Genomic DNA, 16,813 nt, shown 5'->3' on the forward strand with positions numbered 1-16,813 from the left:
CCTGAAAGTACCCAACACCAACTGCATCTGCTAGCGTTTTAACCAATCAGAATTTCAGGACCGCGCAATGCAAGATGCTTCCCGTCGCCAATTTATCACTTCAACCGCTCTGTTAGGGGCAGCGTCAGTGCTGCCAACCACTGTCTCAGCACAAACTGCTTGCACATCGCTGCCCAGACTGATCCACCAGGTGTATTTCTGGCTGCATAACCCTGCATCGGTGGACGATCGTAATAAGCTGATTGAAGGACTAAACAGCCTGCGACAAATAGACAGCGTGCGTGGCCTGCAAATCGGCCTGCCGGCCTCGACAGAAAAGCGAGAGGTGGTGGACAACAGCTATCAGGTTGCCGAGACTATGCTGTTTGACGACGCCGCAGGCCAGAATGCCTATCAGATCCATCCGCTGCACAAGGCCTTTGTCGAGCAGTATTCCCACTTATGGCGCAAAGTGGTGGTTTACGATTCCATGGCTGTTTAGCCGAATATCAAACCACGAAAACACGAAAAACTCTCTCGCAGAGCCGCCGAGTGCGCCAAGAAAAGGCACTGAAACCTCTGTGAACCTCCGTGCTCTTGGTGCCTCTGTGGTGACAATTTGCGTAAAAGCAGAAAAAACCACAGAGGCACAGAGATCACAGAGTGGTTGAAGGTGATGAATACTCTGCGGGTTTTTCTCTGCGCCACTGCGTCACCGCGAGAAGCATTCAGCTTTCACTCTCGCAAAGCCGCCGAGTGCGCCGAGTTTTCAGGAATATACGTGAAATATCTCCTGTAGCTCTCCGTGCCCTCTGTGTCTCTGTGGTGAAAACGTATTAATTCAAATTACAAATAACCACAGAGGCACAGAGATCACAGAGGAATTGAAGGCGTTGAATACTCTGCGCGCTTCACTCTGCGCTCTCAGCGTCTCTGTGTGAAGATTCCGGTATCATGCCAAGCCGCGAAGTTCGCCAAATGAAAACCCTGAAACCTCTGTGAATCTCCGTGCCCTCTGTGTCTCTGTGGTGAAAACGTATTAATTCAAAATACAAATAACCACAGAGGCACAGAGATCACAGAGTGGTTAAAGGGAATGATGGTTCTGCTGGCTTTTCTTTGCGCCCTTAGCGTCTTTGCGAGAAGCCTTTATCATTCAGCGCAAAGCCGCAGAAAAACGCTAAGCATCCAAGCGGTTAGCGCCAGCCATCACCCGCAGGGTTTTGCTGCGGTCTTCCAGCATCTGATAGCTTTTAGCCTTAATAGTACTCACATATTGCCACTTGGCGTCCACCCAATCGCGACTGAAGGACAGGGTTAAAAAGCCGCGGTCAGACAAATTGGTGTAGTGCAGATGGTCAATCAGCAAGCCAATCACCTGTTCTGTTTGTGCCACGGTTTGCGGGTTATCCAGATTCAGGTAGTTTTCCATGCCGGGGGAAGATACCGATGAGGTGGCAAATTCCACTCCGGCATGGGCACCTGGTGCCACCGGATTATTAGCCGCAGTAATCAGATTGCCAGCCCAGCCGTTATGAGTATCTCCGGCCAGTACCACCAGATTTTTGTTCATGGCTCTGGCGGCACCCAGCAGTGCTTCACGTTCATAAGCGTAGCCATCCCAGGCATCCAGGTTATAGGGCATAGTGGTTTCTATCCTGGCCCGCTCAGCCGCCGTGACACTGGGATCACCAGCCAGTACCCGGCCTTTGATTTGTGCCAGTTCAGCAAATAACTGATTGGCCTTGGCCAATACGCTTGACGCATCACCGCCAGCGGCCAGTGTCGACGCCACCCCGCCCAGTGTCAGCAGAATTTCCGCCGGCATCCACATTTTGGTCATCAGCACCTGCTGGCCCAATACCTGCCAGATGGCCTGCGACTGCGCCATATGGTCGGTCAGCCAGTTTAACTGCTGGCCGCCCAGCAAGGTGCGGTTGCTGTCGGTCAGCGCCGCCATAAACGCCCCCTGACCGGCCTGGCTGGTCAGGTCAAAATCCGCATAATCAAGCTGTTTATCACGGGCCAGCACGCGGGTATCCAACATATACAGGCTCAGCAGATTACCGAATTCGAACTTGCGGTAAATGGGTTGGCTGCTGTCCTGGCCACGGATCGGCATCCATTCAAAATAGGCTTTTAGGGCTGCCAGTTTGCGATCGTCAAAGTTGCCTTCACCTTCGTTATGGTTTTCTGCCCCTTCACGCCAGGTGTCATTGGTCACTTCGTGGTCATCCCATACGGTAATAAAAGGCACGGCCTGATGGGCAGCCTGAAGCTGCGTATCTGAACGGTACAGCGCATAGCGCTTGCGATAATCGTTCAATGTCAGCAATTCGCTGTTGTTATCACTGGGCAGGCTCCGGCCCAGAGCCTGTGCGTCTTCACTGGCATAGCCCCCTGCACCATATTCATAGATGTAATCACCCAGATGCAATACCGCATCCAGGTCATCCAGTTTGGCCACTTCACCATACACATGAAAATAGCCGGCCGGATAATTAGAACAGGACATTACGGCCAGTTTAATCTGGTCCACGTCACCTTGTGGCAAAGTGCGGGTGATACCAACCGGTGACAAACGCTCATTGCTGGCAAAGCGGTAAAAATAGCGCGTACCGGGTTCCAGATTCAGCAGGTCTACTTTCAGACAATAGTCGCTGTCTGCAGAAACCTCTGCCATACCGTCATGAACCAGATTTCTGAAGTCTTTATCCAGGGCCACTTCCCAGCGTACGTCCAGGGATGTGACCCCGGCCACATCAGGACTGACTCTGGTCCAGATCACCACAGCATGCTGCAATGGGTCGCCGCTGGCGACGCCATGGGTAAAAGACACGGCAACATTGCTGCCTTTATCGCTACTACTGCAACCTGTCAGGCCATAGGACAAAACAGCGGCGCCGAATCCGGCGGCCGAGGCCTTAAGGAAGCTTCTGCGAGTCAATTTCATGGGTGAATCCTTAGTAAATTTGTCGCGCTAGCTTATCCGACCAGTGTGACAAAGATTTGAACGTCACCGTTAAAATGCAGGTCAGTTTTACTTACAACTTTTTTGCATTTATCCGCACGCCAGGCATGGGTTTTCCTTTCTCATGCCCTTATTATGCAGGTATGCAATATACGCTTTCCTTCTTACCCCCACCCACGGCCTTCAGGCTGTTTATCTTTGCTTTTGGTTTCCCCCGCTCAATTGAGCACGGCATTTGTCCTGCCGATGGCAAACATAAACAGATCCTTAACTTTGGAGTACAACCATGGAAACTATCCTTATTGTCGGGGGAGGTGCCGGAGGATTAGAGCTGGCCACCCAGCTGGGGCATAAACTCGGTAAAAAGAAACTGGCGCAGATTGTGTTGGTAGACAAAAACACCAGCCATATCTGGAAGCCGCTTCTGCATGAAGTGGCCAGTGGCTCGCTGGACACCAGCACCGACGGTGTGGCTTACAGCGCCCACGGTGCCAAGCACCATTATCAGTTTCAGCACGGCGAAATGACCGGCCTGGACACGCAGGCCAACAGCATTCGTCTGGCTGCCATCTTTGATGAAGACGGCGATATGGTGGTGGCCGAACGCCATCTGCATTATGACAAGCTGATACTGGCCCTTGGCAGCGTGTCCAATGACTTTGGCACGCCTGGGGTGGCGGAGCATTGCTATTTTCTCGACTCCCCCCAACAGGCCGACAAGTTTCACCGTTCGCTGATCAATAACTTTGTGCGGGTTAATCAAACCGGTAATCATGAAGATCTGCATATCGCCATTGTCGGCGGCGGTGCCACAGGCGTGGAATTGTCGGCCGAGCTTTACCATGTGGCCGCCCTGGCCCAGCGCTACGGTCTGGCGCAAATTAATGCCAACCGTTTGCGCATCAGTTTAATTGAGGCAGGCCCGAGTATATTGCCGGCCCTGCCTAAACGCATTTCTGATTCCGTGCGCAAGGAACTGATTAAACTGGGGGTTGAGGTGCTGGAAAGTACCAAGGTGGCCTCCGCAGTGGAAAACGGCTTTTTCACCGCCGAGGATAAAACCATTCGCGCCGACTTAATGGTGTGGGCGGCTGGGGTTAAAGCCCCGGATTTTATCCAGGCACTGGGCATATTTGAGCTAAACCGCCTGCAACAGATAGTCGTTACTGGGCAGCTTCAGGCTAAAGGCTTGGACAATGTGTATGTGATTGGCGATTGCTGCGGTTGCCAGCAGGCAGACGGCAGTTGGGTGCCCCCTCGTGCCCAGTCGGCCCATCAGATGGCTTCACTGGTGGCGGGCAATATTATGCGTGCACGCGCAGGTAAACCCCTTAAGGATTACCAATATAAAGACCATGGCTCGCTGGTGAACTTAAGCCGTTACAGCACCGTGGGCAACCTGATGGGTAACCTAACCGGCAACAGCCTGTTTATTGAAGGCCGTATCGCCCGCTTTGTGTATATCAGTTTGTACCGTATGCATCAGGTAGCCATTCACGGCTGGTTTAAAGGCATGCTGATGATCCTGGTGGAGAAAATCAACCGCGCAGTGCGGCCTAAGCTTAAGTTGCATTGATACAATTTTGTATTGTAACCACAGAGGCACAGAGGGCACGAAGAGGTGTACATTATTATCACGGTCACGAGATTTTGATGCGCTTCTTTGCCTTCTGTGGCGAGACGAAAAACGCGATTAATCACCACGAAGCACACAGAGAACACGAAGAAAGGCCTGGAGCCACGCTCCTTTGTGTTTTTCGTGGTGAAAGTTTTAATGCAACGCCAAGTTGATAGTGATCTGGGCAATTTCTTCGAACGAAGAAGACCGTGGGTAAAGAATGCTGCCGATCACAATTTCATTAAACCAGCCGCCATTTGAGTTTATAAATTACTGACCTTGAGCCACTGTTACTTATTATGGCGAAATTCTCAACAAGGGCCATTTTGCTAACCAGCCTTTTGAATTTACACGATTTTCAAAGATTTCTCGTAACCTTCTTGGATTATGTGTAACGCAGCAATTAAATAGCAATTCAAACCCAAAAGCAGCTACACACTCATACTGGTATAGACCTATTTGACGAACTGCGACTGCTGTTTCTTTTTCGGGCCAATAACTCATTGCATCAACTGAGCTTTGATAAGGCTCATCACTATTACGCTTATGTATTATCGCCTGATTGCGCACTTGCCAGTTGAGCTTGGGCATAAGGGCTTTTAGCTGCGTTTCATACTTCAAATAGGCATCAGGGGTAGACTCAGTAGGGTCAAAGTAGATCACATCAACATCATTCAGGGGAGTTGAGACTTCGAATTTATGCAATGAGTCCCACACTAAATTTCGTACGAAACCCGCAGCGATATAGCACTGCGGTAATCTTAGTTGGTATACATAGTTCAAGACTTCCATTCTGATTGGGTCTAGCTTGATTAACTCTACGATTTTATCCATCGTTACCCTGCGCTATGACACTTCAGAAAGCGGTGCGACTTGGCGCATCGTTATTACTTACTATGCTGCACTTAGATCTAACTTGTGTAGGTTGTCTAATTTAGCCGCCCTTTTGGCCAGTCAAAGATCACACGAGCCGCAGAATGGCGTTTTGATGGCTATTGTTACATGCAAATTTACCTGACAAGCCCTAAAACCTCTTCACCGTCATAACTAACAATTAATTGATTGCAACCTTTTGAAGTTATTCGAACATCAACAAATGAATCATCTGCTGCACTATACATCTGCGCATCCCATAACGAAGAATTTGATGTTGGCATTACGCCTTTTAAAACAACTAATCCAATTGCTTTTTTATTGTTGTCATGGGAATAGACAGTGGCCTCAGCTTTGTCTAAATCAATTAGTAGTTTTGCGGGCTTAGCAGAGTGATTCCAAATTCCCGAAATATCACAGTCACCTTTGGCATGAGCAGAAAAAGTCGAGGCCACCAGCATAGAACTAAAAACTAAGAACCTGAACATGAACATCCTTTGCATATTACAATATTGTCAGAGGGCTAAGCGCCGCGTTTAAACAAGGTGCTTCGCCGCACTTTTGCAAGGTCACTTTTTAGCATGCTTATAAGCCTTTGCCCAGTAAGAGTTTTTTAGGTTGCACTAAGAGGTGCCGAGGAAAGACGCACTTGGTCCATACACTTATTGTTATGCGGCTTCATATCTGCATGTATTCACACCATCTGCTTCGTTATGTTGGGTACTTAAGGATACTTACGGTTGATGCTGCCCTCTCATATTGAACCCACAACTTCAAGCCATTATCACTAGATGCCCTAAGCACAAAATCCTCGCACTGGCAGTAATCAAGAATTCGTAGATTTTCTGTAGTACATCGATTTATTAAGTAAACCGATGATGCCCCTACCGCTTTCGTCCCGCTGAAAAATTCCCGGTCGGTTCAGAGAGCAGTGGAAAGGGGGACAAGTCGTCGTCCGGAACGACTCGACTAGAAGATGCCGCTTTTTAGCTGAGCAGTAATGGCACAGAGGTCAGGTATTTGGCCTTTTCCAGGTAATTATTTATCTACCACGAAGATCAGAAAAGCACGAAGAGTGGGCGATCTCTATCGCCCTTCGCGGTCATAAAATGGACAGCCATGAACTGCAGGAAAAAGCGCTAACCGGCCTCTGGCCGAGATTAAAATTCCCCTCGCTGTGACGCAGGGGGGGCACAGAGAAAAGCCCACTCAACCATTTACTGTTTTTAATTACTCTGGGCGCTCGGCGGCTCTGCGAGAAAGGCTTCCTCGTGGTGAAACAGAGTTATTTACCTGTAGTGGTCTACTGAATCGGGTCTGGAACCAAATTAAACAGCTTTAGCTGATTCGCCAAGGGTAATGTCTTCCACATCGAGCGCAATCCTATGCGCAGTTTTGCCTTATTTTTCCACCGCTTTAACAACAGCGTTCTGCACATTAGAACCACTATCATCATTTAAATCTTGTACATATACCGCACCGGACTGCTGGCCATTGGCATCGTGGTGGGGGGTGGCAATCACGGCAGTACCTTTTGATAGCGCCACATTCCAGCCGAATTGGTCACCAGGCTTACCGTTTTCAGCCACAACCTTGCTGGTATAACGCCAGCCGTCAGGGCCTTTTTTGTAAACATATAGCGCGCCCGTGTCGGTGCCATTGGCATCATGATTCATGGCACTGATAATCGCGGTATCGCCACTTAACGCTACACCGCGGCCAAATCTGTCGTCTGCCGCACCATCTGGTGAAACCAATTTACGCTCTTGCGTCCAGGTATTGCCCTCTCGCACAAAGAGATAGGCTGATCCGGCATCCACCCCTAATTCTTCAATATCGTCTCGCCTTGCCGAGATTAATGCGCTGTCACCTGAAATCGCGACTCTGACGCCAAAAATATCGGTTTTACCGCCATCAGAGGCCACCAGCTTAGCTTGTTGTTGCCACTGGTGGTTATTCACCACATAAACGTATACGGCCCCGGCGTTTTCGGCTTTTTCATCATGCAAATCTGCCCCAACCAGTATGGTATTGCCGTCAATTGCGACACTAATGCCGAACAAATCCTTTGCCGCGCCGTCGCTGGCGATGATTTTGCTTTGATAGCGCCATGCGCCGTTTTTCCGCTGGTAAATGTACGCCGCGCCGGAGTCCTCGCCCAGGGCGTCGTTACGCGGGGCACCAATAACGAGGTAGTTATCAGTAAGCGCAACGCTCTGGCCAAACGCATCGCCTGGTTTTGCATCAGGTGCGGTAAAAATCTGCTTCTGTGTCCAGCTATTGGCTGCGCGTTCAAAAGAAATTACCGCGCCCGAGTCTTTGCCTTTGTCATCCCTTCCCATCACGCCGAGCATGGCCACATCGTTTTTCACTGCCACTTTGCCGCCAATGGTATCGTCAGCGAAAATAGGATCAGCAACGAGTTTGGCTTGTTGGTGCCAACCTTTGTCACCTAACACATAGACATACGCGACCCCGGCATCGGTGACCCCATGAATATCGGCTTTATAGGCGCCCACCAGCAGCGTTGTGCCATCGATATCCGCACTGTAGCCAAAGTAATCCTCGGCCTTGCCATCTTCTGCTAAAACCATGGTCTGCGTTGCCAGGCTATCGCCTGCCACTAAGCTAAGGACTGCACAAAGGTGCAGTTTGACGCTATTGATGATTTTCACCCAATCCCTCTGATTTCTAATAAGATTTCTGAGTGTAAATGTATCTGCGAGCGCAGTTCAACCAACACTTATGGATAGACATATCTTGTTACTTCAAAGCCACAGTAATGCGAGTGCAGAGTCGCGATCTACAGGACTTTCGAACGACAATACCTCACCACCAAGCACACAGAGAACACGAAGGAAGAGAATAGACACCTAAAGACACATGCACTTATGTTGCTGTAGGTAGGATCAGGAATGCGGCCTTATCCTGCATCAATATTTTCAAGAAACATGCCGCCGTTGTAACTTTCACTAACTTGGAGAGACTCACTTATTAAGCATCTTAGCCCCTGCGACGAAACGGAACCCGTTTTTCCATTTTTAATAGTTCAGATTCTAGCTGCCTGATTTTTAGTGTATTCATCTTGTCTATTTGACGTTGGACTTTATAGTGCCATCTTACGAACCCGAATATCATAATGACAATGCCGGAACCTAGTGAAACACCTATAACCTTCATGTAGAAATTTTTATTTGAAGTTCCTATCTCTATCTGTTTCTCAAGTATTTTCTTTTGCCTTTTTTCTAAGTCTGTTGTGGACTCTAAAGAGTCAATTTTTGCTAGTTCCATAGATAGTTTGGTTGTACTCTCGAAATGTGAATTATAGGCAATAACAAACATTGAAAGAGCTCCTAAGCAAAATGCCAGACCAAAAAGCGCATAGAATTTGTAGATATTATCTGTGGGTATGTTAAATCGCGAATCCATACTTAAACATTCCTTTTATGCCCAACTCTAAACTAACACTCAGAAGCGCCTAACTATAACACGCGCTTGACTAGAAAGACTTTCCCTACAACCTTCTACCTTGGATTCTTTCATACCAAAGTTTATCTACAGGATAAATAACTGCAACTAAAAAAACGGAGAAAATGAAACCTAAAAAAATCACATATTATAGATGAAAAACAGAATACAGCCTTTTCGGATGCAACTTATGAAGTAACATTGGTTACTACCAAATGAGACACAAAGAAAACTCCGTCACTAAAACAGACCTAAATTATAATAACAATGAACAAAAAGAAATTTAGCTAAATTAGGTCTTCATCGCCATATTGCTCTTTTACACCCATTAGGTGTTTAGTTCCTATAAGGGTTATAACAGCGAATTAAACGGAACATACAAGATCAATCACCTTACGAGGTTTAACTGTCCAACATCTGCTCTTAGTCCAATTCGACAATTCACAAAGTGGCATCAATTCTGAAATCCTCGCACTTGCACTAATCAAAAGTCGGTTGGTCATCTGCGGAGCATTAGCTTAGCTTGAAGAACCCTTCGTGCACTTTGTGTTCTTCGTGGTGAAACAGATTTATTTACCTGTAGCGGTCGAATGAATCTGCTCGGGAGCCAGATTGAACAATCTTTAGCTGTCTGCCGGGCAAAATTCAGAAAATTCTTTGCAAAAGTGGCTGCGCATCCCAACTAAAAGCCGGGCAGTGCCCGGCTTCCAACCTAACCTTTCAATTTATTACAAATCGAACTTAATCCCCTGTGCCAGTGGCAGCGCAGTGGAATAGTTGATGGTATTGGTCTGGCGACGCATATAGGCCTTCCAGGCATCCGAGCCGGATTCACGGCCACCGCCGGTTTCCTTCTCGCCACCAAAGGCGCCGCCAATCTCAGCACCGGAGGTGCCGATATTCACATTGGCAATCCCGCAGTCCGAGCCCCAGTGGGCCAGGAACTGTTCGGCTTCCAGCATATTCTGGGTAAAGATGGCCGACGACAGGCCCTGGGCCACATCGTTTTGCAAGGAAATGGCCTGCTGTAAGTCGCCGCTGTATTTGATCAGATACAGAATCGGTGCAAAGGTTTCTTCCTGCACCATCTGGTAGTGATTTTCGGCTTCAACAATGGCAGGTTTGACATAGCAACCCGACTCGTAGCCCTTACCGCTTAGCACTTCACCGCCACACAGCAGCTTGCCACCCTCGCTCTGCACTTTATCCAGCGCCGCGCTAAAGGCCTGAACTGAAGCTTTATCGATCAGCGGCCCCACATGATTATTCTGATCCAGCGGGTTACCAATGCGCAGCTTGCCATAGGCCCCCACCAGCGCATCTTTAACCTTGTCATACACCGACTCATGTACAATCACGCGACGGGTGGTAGTACAGCGCTGACCAGCCGTGCCCACGGCGCCAAAGGCCACGCCGGGAATGGCCACTTTTAAATCAGCATTGGGGGTAATAATAATGGCGTTATTACCGCCCAGTTCCAGAATGCTTTTACCAAAGCGGGCCGCGACTTTCTGACCGGCATGGCGACCTACCCGGGTAGAGCCGGTGACTGACATCAGCGGAATACGTTTGTCGTCCAGCATCAGCTCACCAATTTCGGCACCGGTGCCCACTACCAGTGAGAACACGCCTTCTGGCAGGTTATTGCGGGCCAGAATATCTTTTAGAATATGCTGACAGGCAATCGCGGTCAGCGGGGTTTTCTCAGACGGCTTCCACACCGTGACATTGCCGCAAACGGCAGCAATCATGGCATTCCATGACCACACCGCGACCGGGAAGTTAAAGGCAGATACCACCCCGACAATACCCAGCGGATGGTACTGGTCGTACATACGGTGCAGCGGCCGTTCGGAGTGCATAGTCGAGCCACACAGCTGGCGGGACAGGCCCACGGCAAAATCACAGATATCGATCATCTCCTGCACTTCACCCAAACCTTCCTGCAGGGATTTGCCCATTTCATAGGACACCAGCTCGCCCAGTGGCTGTTTGTATTCGCGCAGGGCCTGACCAATCTGACGCACAATTTCACCGCGCTGCGGGGCCGTGACTTGTCGCCAGGCCACAAAGGCCTGCTGGGCCTGCTCAATCACCTGCTGGTATTGAGCTGGGGTGCAGAGGCTGACGTTGGCAATTAGCTGGCCGTCAACCGGCGAGTGAATGGCCAGTTGTGCTGCGCTGCTGTCGGCCAGCCAGGCCTGACCGGTACTGGCACCGGCGTTGCTGCTGCCAAGGTTAAGTTGCTTAAGAAATTCCATCTTGAATCCTCTTCTTGTCGTTACCGGGCGGGGTTATTAACCCAGGCCCCTAAGACCGCTGCGTAGGGTATCGAGGAAGCGGTCTGCTTCAGGTTGCCCAAATACCATGGGCGGTTTGATCTTCAGAATATTGTTAAACGGCCCCTCACTGGAGAGCAGTATGCGCTGGGCCTTAAAGTGTTCGATCAGGTTTTTGGTTTGCGCCGTGGCCGGGGCTTTGCTGGTTCGATCTGTGACCAGTTCCACACCGATAAACAAGCCCAGACCGCGCACATCACCAATCAGTTCAAACTCACCGGCCATATCCCTCAGCTTGGTTTGCAGATAATCACCGATGCGTTTGGCGTGAGCTTGCAGTTGCTGCTCTTCAATCACCTCCAGCACCGCCTGGCCGATGGCGCAGGATACCGGGTTGCCGCCAAAGGTATTGAAGTATTCCATGCCGGTAACAAAGGCCTCGGCCACCTCGCGGCTGGTGATCACCGCCGCCATTGGGTGACCATTACCAATAGGTTTACCCAAGGTGACGATATCCGGCACCACATTCTGAGTTTCAAAGCCCCACATGGCCTCTCCCACCCGGCCAAAGCCAATCTGCACCTCGTCGGCAATACAGATGCCACCGGCCGCACGTACTTGTTCGTACACCGAAGCCAGGTAGCCTTGCGGCATTACAATTTGCCCGGCCACACCTTGTACCGATTCACAGATATAGGCACCTGGCTTTTTATCCTGCCAATTCAACTCTGCCAGCACCCGCTGAATATCTGCGGCATATTGCTGGCCAGTTTCCAGGTCATAACCGGCATAGGGGCCACGGTAGGGATCAGGCAACATCACTTTATGTACATGGGCCGGCGCCCCCTGCCCGCCAGGGCCGTCGAACTTATACGGGCTGGCGTCAATACAGGCATTGGTATTGCCATGGTAAGCGCCGTCCACCACCAACAGCTCGCGGCTTTGGCTGGCACAACGGGCCAGGCGGAAGGCCAGTTCATTGGCTTCACTGCCGGAGTTAACCAGAAAACACACCGACAGCTTATCGGGGAAGTAACCCAGTAATTTCTCACCGTAGCTGACCAGATTGTCGTGCAGATAGCGGGTGTTGGTATTCAGCAGGGCCATTTGCTGCTGCGCAGCGGCAACCACTTTAGGATGGCAATGGCCAACATGGCAAACGTTATTCACCATATCCAGATAATCCCGGCCCTGCTCATCAAACAAATAGGCGCCGCGACCACGCACAATCTTCAGCGGCTCCTGGTAACTCAGGCTTAGGGTACGGCTGAAATGGCTTTGACGGCTGGCAATAAGCGTTTCTTTGCTGCGCCCACCTTGGGCAATACCCAGCAGCTCCGCGACCAGGTTTATACCGATGACGGCCAAATCCAACTGCTTAAACTGCTCCAGCGCCTGCCACACCGGGCGGGCTGAAATCAGCAGGTAGTCATTGTCCGGGTTTTGGCGAATGGCATGGGCAGAATTGCACACACTGACACATAAACGCAGGCAAATCAGATACGGCAGTGCGTTAAGTTCATCTTCACTAAGGGCTCGCTGGCTATGATAGCCCTTAGCAATAGTGCCGATCACTGCCACCGGATCAGGCTGATCCAGCATGGCGTAAGTACAAGTGATGGCCAGCTCATTGACTAACTGGCTAAAGCACATATCACCAAAATCAATCAGCCCACTGATCTGGCTGGGGTTAGCCAGGTCATCCACCAATAGGTTGTAGTCGTTGGCATCGTTATGAATGGGGCCAGCCGGCAGTTTGGATAAAAACGGCTTCACCTGGGTTTGGTATTGCAGCAAAAAGCCTTCCACCAGCTTGCGCCTATCACCTTCCAGGGCCGCCAGCTTTTCGCGGCATACCTCCAGGCCAAAGGCCAGATCCCAGTCCAGGTAACGGTTCAGACCGGGGTGGCGAAAATCACTGAGGCCCTGATCCACACGCCCCATAAATTCACCAAGCTGCTGCCAAAGTTTGGCAAAGGCCTGACCTTTAGGCAGATCTGCATAGAACTGGCCGGGCAGATAGGTCAGCACCCGAAGCGGAAAACGCTCACCGGCGCTGTCGGCTATTTCACCCAAAGTGCGACCCTGTGTGTCAGTGAGTACCTGCGGTACAGGCAAACCACGCTTGGCCAGATGATTCATGGCCTGATTTTGCAGGTCCAGATACACCGGCGCTTCGCCCTCTCCCGCCACTTTGATAATAAAGTGCTGACCGGCCTGGGTTTGCAGGCGCAGGTTAAGGTCGCAGTAACCGGGTAGCCGGGTCAGCTCCCCCTCTAGCTGATAATGCGCTGCCACATACTGAGCAATATCCGCATCCAAAAGTCGCGCCGTCATAGTCTTTCCTATCAACGAAATCGAAAGAGGTGGGCCCACAGGCCCACCGGTTTATTTGGTTCTGGCCAGTCGGGCCGGGTTATCGCCTGCGCTCAGTGGGATTAGGGTAAAGCCATACTGATAATCTTGTGCAGGCACACTGTATTGGTCGTGCACCGGGCGGCCCCATGATGTGTCACCACCCACACCCATCTGTTTGTGGTCCAGGTTTAAGGTCACCAGATCGCGCATCGGTACTTCCAGGCCATGCTTGCTGGTCACCGGCACCAGGCCCGAGGCCGAGGCTTCGCTGTCACCGGCATAGAAGTCGATATCCGACTGCAGATAGGGCCAGGCACTGCCCGACATCAGTTGCTCGCCCACTGCCAGTAATCCCGCACCTTGCTCGTTGGTCAGGGCAATCCAGCGTAAGTCCTGCTTATTGGCATTTTCCTGCGGACGCACATAATGATGAATTTGATCGCGCACCTGGGCCTGATACAAGCCCACCCGCGCTGAGCGGTAGCGATCGGCATAACTCTCGTGGGGGCCACGACCAAACCAGCTAACAAAACCATACTCACCCGGGCTTTGCAGTTGCATACCGAACTTAGGTAATTTGGGTAGTTCCTGTCCTTCGGCCAGATCCAGCTTGCTGTTTACCGCCACCCGGCCATCAGCACTGATGCGGTACTGCACCTGATAGCTGCCTTTAAAATCCGGGCTGTGGTAAAGGGCACTCACCAACACCTCGGTTTTCACGGTTTTGCTGGCCAGGCTTTGCAGCTTGAGTCGGTCTTCGGCATGTTGCCAGATGGCGGCCCAGTGCGGCATATCATTGCCCAGATCATTATCCGTGGGTGGACGCCAGAAATTCACTTTCAGCGGCGCCTTTAACAGCGCCTTGCCCTGCACCTGATACTGGCTCAACCAACCGGCTTTCGCGTCAAAGGCTAGTTGTACCTGCTGATTACCCACTTTTAGCAGATCGCTGCCTTTGTCTATACTCAGGGCCTGCGCTTTAACCACAGGTTGTGGCAGGTAAACAGTTTTTACCGGCAAAGCAAACTGCTCAAAGGCCACTTCGTGATTATCATCCAGCAGCCCCATGGGGCGATTCAAACGTGCCGATAAGGTCAGGATATATTCCTGGCTGGCTGATTTGGGTAGCATTGGCAAGGCCAGCTTCACCTTAGCGGTGCTGCCAGCGGCCACCTGCGGCATGGGCTCACGGCCCTTGGCAATCAGCTCGCCGTCGGCTTCAATCTGCCAGGCCAGGTCATAACCTTGTAGCGACGCAAAGATAAACTTATTACGCACTTCAAACAGGCCCTTGCTGATATCCAGCGCCTTGAATTTCACCGGCTCGTAGACCTTTTTCACCTCCAGCAAATGCGGATGCGGCTCACGGTCTGGATTGACCAGGCCGTTATTTAAGAAGTTACCGTCGGTAGGCAGCTCAGGGTGGAAGTCTTTGCCGTAGGCCCAGATTTTCTGGCCCTTGTCATTGGTGTATTCCAGCGCCTGGTCTACCCAGTCCCAGATATAGCCGCCCTGCAGCACATCGTACTTTTCAATCACATCCCAGTAATCCTGCAGATTACCTACCGAGTTACCCATGGCATGGGCGTACTCAATCATAATGCCGGGACGATCCTTATGCGTTTTGGCGTATTCTTCCAGCCGTTCAATGCTCGGATACATAGGGGCAAAAATATCGGTGTAATGCTCGGTGCCAGCCGGTTCATATTGTACCGGGCGACTGCCGTCATGCTCTTTGAGCCATTTGTAGGTAGCTTCAAACACCTTGCCTTCACCGGCTTCGTTACCCAATGACCAGACAATAATGGACGGGTGGTTCTTATCCCGCTCGAACATCCGCCTGGTACGCTCAAGGTGGGCTGGCAGCCAGCTCATTTCATTGCCGAGCTGGGTGTCTTTATTGATGGCCAGCGGATGCGACTCAATATTGGCCTCGTCAATAACGTACATGCCGTACTTGTCGGTTAAGTCGTACCAGTACGGATCATTAGGATAATGGCTGGAGCGCACCGCATTAATATTGTGCTGCTTCATCAACTTAATATCCCGCTCCATAGACTCGCGGCTGACCACATGGCCGCGGCGTGGATCGGTTTCATGGCGGTTTACACCACGAATATAAATGGCCTTGCCGTTAACCTTTAACTGACCGCCTTCAATGGCAATATTACGAAAGCCGATATCGTCGCGTACGCTTTGCAGTACCTGGCCGTCCGCATCTTTGATGGTCATCACCAGGGTGTACAGATTCGGCGTTTCGGCGCTCCATAGCCGGGGCTTTTTAACTGAGGCGGCAAACTGCACATTGGCAGCTTTGTTAAGCAATACCGACTGTTCACCGCTGGCGACTTGTTGCATTTCGCGGCTGGGGTCCAGCAGTTGGTATTCTACCGACACCGCCGCCGGGTCGGCGTAGTTACGCAAATCCATTTCAAGGGCCAGTTTTCCTTCATCCAGGGCGCTGTTCAGGGTAGGCCTGACATGGAAGTCATATAAATGCTGCTTGGGGGTGGCGTATAAATACACATCACGCTCTATGCCCGAGACGCGCAGCATATCCTGGCTTTCCAGGTAGCTGGCGTCGGTCCAGCGGCGGATTTGCATGGCAATCAGATTGTTGCCCGGCTTTAAATAAGGGGTTAAGTCAAACTCGGCCGGGGTTTTGGCGCCCTGACTAAAACCAATGTACTGGCCGTTCAGCCAGATCTCCAGCGAGGAGCGGGCACCGCCCACATGAATAAATACCTGCTTGCCCTGCCAGTGTTGCGGCAACTCGAAGCTGTTACGATAAGAACCTATGGGGTTATAGTCTTTGGGTACATCCGGCCATTTGGCGTCAAAAGGATAGCGTTCGTCCAGATAAATAGGGTGGCCAAAGCCTTCCACTTCCCAGTTGCCCGGTACCCGAATTTGTGTCCAGTCGCTGTCATCAAAACCCGGCTTTTCAAACCCTTGCGGCGCATCTTTGGGGCTTCGTTGCCAATTAAACTGCCACAGGCCATTCAAGGAAAGAAAGTTGGCGCTGTTTTGATAATCATCGGTCAGGGCGGCGGCAACACTGGAATAGGCAAAGCCGCTGGCACGCGGGTCCTGCTTATTGATAGCAAATACCTGATGATCTTCCCATGGTGCGCGGGGCGTGGCCATGGCCGGATAGCACAGGATACCGGCCAGCACCAGGCTGGAGATTTTTTTCATAACAACCTCTGATATCAATTAATGCTATTTATAATACAAATATTTAACCCACTGACAAGAGGATATCAA

The 16,813-nt window shown here is 50.9% G+C and carries 11 protein-coding genes; 3 read left to right on the forward strand and 8 right to left on the reverse strand.

The window, feature by feature from the left end; all coding sequences use genetic code 11:
- Window positions 1-67: 67 nt before the first annotated feature.
- Window positions 68-481, forward strand: a complete 414-nt coding sequence (locus CSR04_RS16315; RefSeq protein ID WP_102797385.1) for a Dabb family protein — start codon at window positions 68-70, stop codon at window positions 479-481.
- Between the two features lie 678 nt (window positions 482-1,159).
- Here the strand turns inward: CSR04_RS16315 and CSR04_RS16320 are convergent.
- A complete protein-coding gene (locus CSR04_RS16320; protein WP_102797386.1) occupies window positions 1,160-2,932 on the reverse strand; it encodes an alkaline phosphatase D family protein in 1,773 nt (590 codons plus the stop codon).
- Between the two features lie 56 nt (window positions 2,933-2,988).
- Here CSR04_RS16320 and CSR04_RS24770 point away from each other — a divergent pair, with 56 nt between their 5' ends.
- Entirely contained in the window at window positions 2,989-3,279 is a 291-nt protein-coding gene (locus CSR04_RS24770) for a hypothetical protein (RefSeq protein ID WP_146027192.1), read from the forward strand.
- A complete protein-coding gene (locus CSR04_RS16325; protein WP_102797387.1) occupies window positions 3,237-4,526 on the forward strand; it encodes an NAD(P)/FAD-dependent oxidoreductase in 1,290 nt (429 codons plus the stop codon). The genes CSR04_RS24770 and CSR04_RS16325 overlap by 43 nt, the downstream gene beginning before the upstream one ends.
- A 339-nt stretch (window positions 4,527-4,865) precedes the next feature.
- Here CSR04_RS16325 and CSR04_RS16330 read toward each other — a convergent pair whose 3' ends face one another.
- The 7 genes from CSR04_RS16330 to lacZ form a co-directional block, all read right to left on the reverse strand.
- Window positions 4,866-5,402: a nucleotidyltransferase family protein gene (locus tag CSR04_RS16330; RefSeq protein WP_102797388.1), complete on the reverse strand. Its 537-nt coding sequence runs from the start codon at window positions 5,400-5,402 to the stop codon at window positions 4,866-4,868.
- Window positions 5,403-5,578: 176 nt separating this feature from the next.
- Window positions 5,579-5,929 carry a hypothetical protein gene (locus tag CSR04_RS16335; protein ID WP_102797389.1) on the reverse strand — a complete coding sequence of 117 codons (351 nt, stop codon included), beginning with the start codon at window positions 5,927-5,929 and terminating at the stop codon, window positions 5,579-5,581.
- A 912-nt stretch (window positions 5,930-6,841) separates the two neighbouring features.
- Window positions 6,842-8,116 (reverse strand): FG-GAP repeat protein, encoded by a 1,275-nt coding sequence (locus CSR04_RS16340; protein ID WP_245921683.1) that lies wholly within the window; start codon window positions 8,114-8,116, stop codon window positions 6,842-6,844.
- A gap of 328 nt (window positions 8,117-8,444) precedes the next feature.
- A complete protein-coding gene (locus tag CSR04_RS16345; RefSeq protein ID WP_102797391.1) occupies window positions 8,445-8,870 on the reverse strand; it encodes a hypothetical protein in 426 nt (141 codons plus the stop codon).
- A gap of 767 nt (window positions 8,871-9,637) precedes the next feature.
- The gene (gene amaB / locus CSR04_RS16350; protein ID WP_102797392.1) at window positions 9,638-11,170 is read right to left on the reverse strand and encodes an L-piperidine-6-carboxylate dehydrogenase; all 1,533 of its coding nucleotides are present in this window, start codon (window positions 11,168-11,170) and stop codon (window positions 9,638-9,640) included.
- A 36-nt stretch (window positions 11,171-11,206) separates the two neighbouring features.
- Window positions 11,207-13,525, reverse strand: a complete 2,319-nt coding sequence (locus CSR04_RS16355) for an aminotransferase class III-fold pyridoxal phosphate-dependent enzyme (RefSeq protein WP_102797393.1) — start codon at window positions 13,523-13,525, stop codon at window positions 11,207-11,209.
- A gap of 51 nt (window positions 13,526-13,576) precedes the next feature.
- The gene (lacZ, locus tag CSR04_RS16360) at window positions 13,577-16,744 is read right to left on the reverse strand and encodes a beta-galactosidase, LacZ type (protein WP_245921685.1); all 3,168 of its coding nucleotides are present in this window, start codon (window positions 16,742-16,744) and stop codon (window positions 13,577-13,579) included.
- Window positions 16,745-16,813 lie beyond the last annotated feature (69 nt).

This window comes from Bowmanella denitrificans (genome assembly GCF_002887595.1).
GTDB lineage: Bacteria > Pseudomonadota > Gammaproteobacteria > Enterobacterales > Alteromonadaceae > Bowmanella > Bowmanella denitrificans.

What these genes read in the sequence shown, in the direction of transcription:
- CSR04_RS16320 (WP_102797386.1), bottom strand. Translation starts at nt 2,932, where the DNA reads ATGAAATTGACTCGCAGAAGCTTCCTTAAGGCCTCGGCCGCCGGATTC.
- CSR04_RS16345 (WP_102797391.1), bottom strand. Translation starts at nt 8,870, where the DNA reads ATGGATTCGCGATTTAACATACCCACAGATAATATCTACAAATTCTAT.
- CSR04_RS16330 (WP_102797388.1), bottom strand. Translation starts at nt 5,402, where the DNA reads ATGGATAAAATCGTAGAGTTAATCAAGCTAGACCCAATCAGAATGGAA.
- CSR04_RS16325 (WP_102797387.1), top strand. Translation starts at nt 3,237, where the DNA reads ATGGAAACTATCCTTATTGTCGGGGGAGGTGCCGGAGGATTAGAGCTG.
- amaB (WP_102797392.1), bottom strand. Translation starts at nt 11,170, where the DNA reads ATGGAATTTCTTAAGCAACTTAACCTTGGCAGCAGCAACGCCGGTGCC.
- CSR04_RS16315 (WP_102797385.1), top strand. Translation starts at nt 68, where the DNA reads ATGCAAGATGCTTCCCGTCGCCAATTTATCACTTCAACCGCTCTGTTA.
- CSR04_RS16355 (WP_102797393.1), bottom strand. Translation starts at nt 13,525, where the DNA reads ATGACGGCGCGACTTTTGGATGCGGATATTGCTCAGTATGTGGCAGCG.
- CSR04_RS16335 (WP_102797389.1), bottom strand. Translation starts at nt 5,929, where the DNA reads ATGTTCAGGTTCTTAGTTTTTAGTTCTATGCTGGTGGCCTCGACTTTT.
- lacZ (WP_245921685.1), bottom strand. Translation starts at nt 16,744, where the DNA reads ATGAAAAAAATCTCCAGCCTGGTGCTGGCCGGTATCCTGTGCTATCCG.